Source organism: Methylobacterium sp. Leaf91 (assembly GCF_001422815.1).
Classification (GTDB): Bacteria; Pseudomonadota; Alphaproteobacteria; order Rhizobiales; family Beijerinckiaceae; genus Methylobacterium.
Genome location: NZ_LMMP01000037.1, coordinates 1 through 5,876, shown reverse-complemented (window position 1 = coordinate 5,876; position 5,876 = coordinate 1). Strand labels below are relative to the sequence as shown.

4 protein-coding genes and 2 pseudogenes are annotated in these 5,876 nt (G+C 58.8%); 3 read left to right on the top strand and 3 right to left on the bottom strand.

The window, feature by feature from the left end; translation table 11 throughout:
- Positions 1–324 (top strand): hypothetical protein (locus ASF32_RS25805; RefSeq protein WP_200919178.1); only part of this gene is annotated, 324 nt, incomplete at its 5' end.
- 167 nt (positions 325–491) lie between these two features.
- On the opposite strand, the gene ASF32_RS18380 is transcribed toward ASF32_RS25805, so the two are convergent.
- A protein-coding gene (locus ASF32_RS18380; protein WP_156467888.1) for an IS3 family transposase occupies positions 492–1,594 on the bottom strand; the annotation gives its coding sequence in 2 pieces (ribosomal slippage) (positions 492–1,333 and positions 1,333–1,594; 1,104 coding nt in all).
- A 77-nt stretch (positions 1,595–1,671) separates the two neighbouring features.
- On the opposite strand from ASF32_RS18380, the gene ASF32_RS18370 reads away from it, so the two are divergent.
- The gene (locus ASF32_RS18370; protein WP_082490466.1) at positions 1,672–2,562 is read left to right on the top strand and encodes an IS110 family transposase; all 891 of its coding nucleotides are present in this window, start codon (positions 1,672–1,674) and stop codon (positions 2,560–2,562) included.
- A gap of 358 nt (positions 2,563–2,920) precedes the next feature.
- On the opposite strand, the gene ASF32_RS25560 is transcribed toward ASF32_RS18370, so the two are convergent.
- Positions 2,921–4,003 carry a hypothetical protein gene (locus ASF32_RS25560; protein WP_156467887.1) on the bottom strand — a complete coding sequence of 361 codons (1,083 nt, stop codon included), beginning with the start codon at positions 4,001–4,003 and terminating at the stop codon, positions 2,921–2,923.
- A 573-nt stretch (positions 4,004–4,576) separates the two neighbouring features.
- Here ASF32_RS25560 and ASF32_RS18365 point away from each other — a divergent pair.
- Positions 4,577–5,669, top strand: a pseudogene (locus ASF32_RS18365) (IS630 family transposase).
- A gap of 33 nt (positions 5,670–5,702) precedes the next feature.
- Here ASF32_RS18365 and ASF32_RS25555 read toward each other — a convergent pair.
- Positions 5,703–5,789: pseudogene (locus ASF32_RS25555) on the bottom strand (IS5/IS1182 family transposase); the annotation flags it as partial.
- Between the last annotated feature and the right edge of the window lie 87 nt (positions 5,790–5,876).

Genomic DNA, 5,876 nt, shown 5'->3' with positions numbered 1-5,876 from the left:
GGCATCGACCGAAGCCGCGTCACCGACCCCGGCAACGATGGCGTGGTCTGGTCGGACGACGGGACGGGGAACAGCGTTTCCATCGTGCCGGGCTCGGCGCAGTTCACGCCAGGCACGCGCGTGGTCAGATACCAGCTCAGCGCGGTTCCCACCGGGGGAAACCCACGTCTTCGGATCGGCCTCGACGGCATCTTAGGCAACAACGGCGGACCGACCACAGGCCCGCGAACCACCTTCCGCACCGATACCGGCAAGCTCAATCGGCGCGGCAACCCGATCTATCGGGACTGCGTCGCCCACGCCCTTCCTGTCACCACCGCATAAGGACCGCCCGGTATGTCCATCAAGCCGACCCCTCTTCGTTGCAAGGATGCCGCTGGCGTCTCCGATATCGCCGGGGCAAAGACCCTTGGCCTGCCCCCTGAAAAGTGGTCCTCCCTAAGGTATGGCTTTGAGCCATGTTGGAGCTGACCCCGTTTGTGGTCCACGGCCTATGCAAGTTCTCGGGCGGTGACAGCTTGGTTGGCGAAGGCTCGGGGCGTCAAGCCGCCCAGGGCCGTGTGGGGTCGATCTTCGTTGTAGTGGCACCTCCAGTCCTCGATGCGGTCGCGGGCATCAGCCAGAGATAGGAACCACGAAGCATTCAGGCATTCCGCCTGTAGGCGGCCGTTGAACGACTCGACGTAGGCGTTGTCGGTCGGCTTGCCCGGTCGTGAGAAGTCGATCTCGACCCCATTCAGGTAGGCCCACTGGTCGAGCATGCGACCGGCGAACTCCGGCCCATTGTCGACCCGCAAGCTCTTGGGCCGTCCCCTCAGCTTGACCAAGGCGTCGAGCGCCTCGGTCACTTGGTAGGCGCGGAAGTTGGCTCTCGGTGTGAGTGAGAGCGCCTCTCGCGTGTGGCAATCAACGACGGTCAAGATCCGGAATGGACGTCCGTCGAAGATGCGGTCGGATACGAAGTCCATCGCCCAGACCTCGTTGGGCTCACCGATCCCTGGCCTACCCTGACGATACCGCCAAGCCCGCTTGCGCTTAGGCAGCTTTGACCGGATCGATAGCCCCTCGTCTCGGTAGATCCGGTAGGTGCGCTTGTGGTTCACCTCCCAGCCCTCCCGTCGCAGCAAGATGTGCGGCCGTCGATAGCCGTAACGGACCCGTGCGGCGGCCAGCTCCTTCAACCGCATCCGCAGGGCGACTTGCGGGTCGGCTCGCTTCCTGTAACGCTGGGACGAACGGCCGAAGCCGGTGGCCTGGCAGGCCCGACGCTCGCTGATGTCGTAGGTCACCTGCAAGTGACCGGCGACTTCACGGCGAACGGCGGGCCTCACCACTTTCGTTTGAGCACGTCCTGCAGCATCGAGCGGTCCAGCGTCAGGTCAGCGACCAGCCGCTTGAGCTTACCGTTCTCGTCCTCCAGCTGCTTGAGCCGTCGGATCTCCGGCACGCCCATGCCGACGAATTGCTTCTTCCAGCGGTAGAAGGTCGGCTCAGAGACGCCCATCTTCCGGCAGACTTCGTCCACCGAGGCGCCGTTCTCCGCCTGCCGCAGGGCGAAGGCGATCTGTTCATTCGTGAAGCGTTTGCGAGGCATGGCATCCACCCTCCTTCAGGGTTCAGGATGCCCGAGAAACTTGCGCTAAGCGCGGACCAGTTTGCTGGGTCAGGGTCATTCACCTCAGACCGTCGGACGAGGCATACCATGTCCTGCGTAACACCAAAGAGCTGGATACTCTCGCGCGTCGGCTCAGCGGCTTACCTGTAGCCCTCACCCTCCTGGAGGCTACCGGTGGCTTCGAGGCGAGCGTGGCTGCAGCACTGGCCGCTGTCGGGCTGCCGCTCTGTATCGTCAACCCGCGCCAGATCCGCGACTTTACCAGAGCGATGGGCCGATTGGCAAAGACAGACGCGCTCGACGCCGAAGTCATTGCCCTCTTCGCCGAACGCATCAGACCACCGGCCAGGCCCTTGCTGGAGCCGGAGAGACGGCACTTCGCCGCGCTTATGAGCCGGCGGCGGCAGATCATAGGGATGATCTGCATGGAGACCAACCGTCGCGATCAGGCCGCGGACAAGCAGCTGACCCGGCGGCTGGTGCGACACATCGGCTTCCTGGAGAAAGAACTACCGGAACTCGACAGCGACATTGGACAAGCCATCAAGGCCTCTCCGGTCTGGTGCGAGACCGAGGCACGGCTCAAGTCCGTCCCCGGAATCGGTGACGTCACCGCACGCACGCTTCTGACGCAGTTGCCCGAGCTCGGCACCATCAGGCGCCACCAGATTGCGGCCCTCGTCGGCATCGCGCCAATCAACCGCGACTCTGGCCTGATGCGAGGCCGACGATCCATCGCGGGGGGACGAACCTCGGTGCGGGGCGTGCTGTACATGGCCGCTCTGACCGCGATCCGGCGAGGATCTCCCTTTCGGCCCTTCTACGAGCAGCTAACCCAACGAGGCCGGCCGAAGAAGGTCGCGCTCGTAGCCGTAATGCGAAATCTCCTGGTGACGCTCAACGCCATCGTCCGCGGCCGTACGCCCTGGCAGTCGATCCCCGCTTGACCCTCATCACAGCCGCTCCGTCGTCGTGGCGCTTCCATGCAGAACCTGGCCCATAGCGCGTCTCCCCACTCCGACGTGAAGATTGCACCATCAAACCCTGGGATCAAACATCTAAGTATTTACCATTCGCCCATGCAGACTTCTAGTGTCAGTGGTTTCGACATCGCTGTAATCGATCAATTGACTGCGTTTCCAGTAAAACGCATAGATGTTGAGTATTAGCCTTGGATAGCCACCGAATGGGCGCCATAACCTGCGACCCCACATAATAAGCACTTCTGGTAATTAACTTTCATAGTATTGCCATTTATGAGATATCCCAATACTAGCAACTCGGTCTGCATATATTCTTTGAAGTTCAATGCGAAGAAAGTCTTAGTCGATCTGTTAGTGCTAATCTTTCATCTTCCAAGCCGAGTTTCGCCGCAAGATTGATCGCCCGTTTGAGTGTCTGCTGAGTTGCGTTAGGAAAGCTCAACAAATACTTAAATACGTCAAAAGCCCTCGCGTCATTTTGAACATTCATCAGCGCGATGCCCACAAAATATAAAGCGTTAGGTTTGAGGTTTTTAAAACCAATATTGTCTGCTAATTCAAGCAGTTCATCAATGCAGCCATTGCGATAGAGTGAGATCACACGTTGTGAAGCCTTTAGGTCCGCTACTCCATTCGCATCTTGATGTTCTTTTTCTATTTTTACTTTGCCTTGTCTTACTAATTCTTGCATAATTATACCGGCGTACCGCGCGTACATCGGGGAACGAAAATGTTGCGGATCTGGGCTACGCTCGTGCATTGGAACATCAAGGCATGGCACCACTACAGCATGATCGCTTGAAAAATCCGCCTCAAAACTCTTAGTGCGTTTTACCCTTTCCGGAGCGTCTACATAAGTTACATATGGGAAGTTTATGAATACGATAGTTGCTTTCGGAGCGCTCTCATGTATCCAAGATAAAAAGCGCTTCATCGAGTGTATGCTTTCTCTTATTGCCAGCCGTTCTCTTAACTCCCAATTCAAATTTTTCGGAGTTCCGCCCAGCATCGAGAAAATCCCGGCCTTATCGTCTCCTTTCCGGGCAAGCAGTCGAGCGCCTAAATCGACGTGGTTATCAACGACGATTAGATCTGGCTCAGACTTAACTGCTTCTAGAAAGGATACGTATTCGTCTAGGCCGTGCGATCCAATCCAGGGCAAATATTGGTTTCTCAGAATGATGGAAGGGTTCTTCTCGATCGAGACGCCCTCAATACTAGCGGGTCTAAATATTGATACGAATTCATCATAAGGATATTCCGTCCAGTCTTTATCAATGAATCTACCCATAAACGCGTCTGAGCGATTGTGGTATACGCTCGAAATAAGCTCTCCACCATACATGCGAATAAACTGAGCTACAGTGGATCGGCTCAGGCACGAGCCAAATGTAACAATACGCATCCAAAATTCCATGGCATAGATGATTCAGGCTGACATCTAACGATGCTCGGAAATCAAATCAACAAAAAACTATATCTTGCATGCGCGCTTGACCCCAGGCAAACTTAGGGTTAAAATATTTGCTGTGCGAAATCGACTCTCAGTTACTCTCCCTGTAGACAAAGTTATATTCAAATGTTTAGCTGTCGTGTGTCCAGTAGAGCTGATTTACTAATTTGAATGCGGCAAGTCGTAACCGTAAGGGTCAAAACTCAAGCTGGTTCTGCCGCTGACGGCAAGCTGTCATATTCGACCGGGTGCTACGACGTCTGCGGGCGCAAGCTAATGCCCGGGGCGGGCTCAATTGTGACCTGAGCTACGCGCATTTCATGGTGGCGCGCGCAACGGTCGCCGTCGGTGCGCGTTGCTCTGCTACCGTTTGGGGTAAGGGCACCTTAGAGGGTGTAAGCGAGGCGATCTGGCGCATCACGGCGACCTCTCGACGAATCTCCATCCATGTGCCAAAGGCGCAGGCCTAGTGCCCTGACGCGGTCAGAGGATTCACGCAGGGCGTGATGCATGCGAGTCTGGGCGATGGCTCAGACCGTCTGTGTGCTCCTCGACGACGTCACGAAGTCAGCGCTGTCCGCGATCGCCGGAGATCGATCCCGCCCCCTCAAGCACATCCTGCGGGCGTGCATCGTCCTGCTGTCGTCCGAACGGTTGAGCGTGCAGGACGTGGCGCGGCAGGCTGGCGTCAGCCGACCCGCCTTTTGGCGCTGGCAGCAGCGCTTCGCCGAGGAGGGCGTCGAGGGCCTGCTGCACGATAAGACCCGTCCACCCGGCACCCCGCCGCATTCCACGCGCACAGTGGCGAAGGTGCTGGCGCTGACCTGTTCGGAACCGCCGGACGAAGTCACTCACTGGACCGGGCGCGCCGTCGCTGCGCGGACCGGCATCTCACTCCGCTCCGTGCAGCGGATCTGGCAAGAGCACCGCCTGCAGCCGCATCGGTTGCGTACCTTCAAGCGCTCGCACGACCGGGCCTTCGCCGAGAAGGTGGAGGATGTGGTCGGTCTCCACATGGATCCGCCCGCCCACGCCGTCGTGCTGTCCATCGACGATCCTTCGACAGGCTCAGGATGAGGAGTCCCAGATCCAGGCTCTGGAGCAAACCCGTCCCGATCGGCCCATCGGTCCCGGACATCCTGCCGCTCAGACGCATGACTACACCCGCCACGGTACGACGACCTTGTTTGCCGCCCTCGACGTCTTGGAAGGCACGGTGCTCGGCCGCTGCATGCAGCGCCATCGCCACGGTGAGTTCATCCGCTTTCTCAACGCCGTCGAGGCCGCGGTCCCTGCGGGCAAGGTGATCCACGTGGTGCTCGACAACTACGGAAGCCACAAGCACCCGAAGGTGCGCACCTAGCTCGCCCGCCATCCGCGCTGGACCTTCCACTTCACCCCGACCTCGGCCTCATGGCTCAACGCGGTCGAAGGCTTCTTTTCCACGCTCACGCGCCGCCGCCTGCAACGGGGCACCTTCACCGGCATCGTCGATCTTCAGGCTGCCATCAAACGCTACATCGCCGAGCACAACCGCAGCGCCCGCCCCTTCGTCTGGACCAAACCCGCCGCAGCAATCTTCAACGCCCTTAATCGTGCCCCTGAACCATCCGTCTGAGTCAGTGCACTAGCCTGCGCCCGTTAGGGCGTGTCATCGCTTGAGCCAGTCGATGGCTGCGGCGAGGCAGAGGACGCCGATGAAACTGACGGCGGTCTTCTCATAGGGAGCGGCCACCGCCAAAAAAGAAGACGACCGATCCCGTTGCATGGGTCGCCTCATCCTGAGGCTCTCGAAGGACGCGCGGCGGCCTGACCACCAAGATTC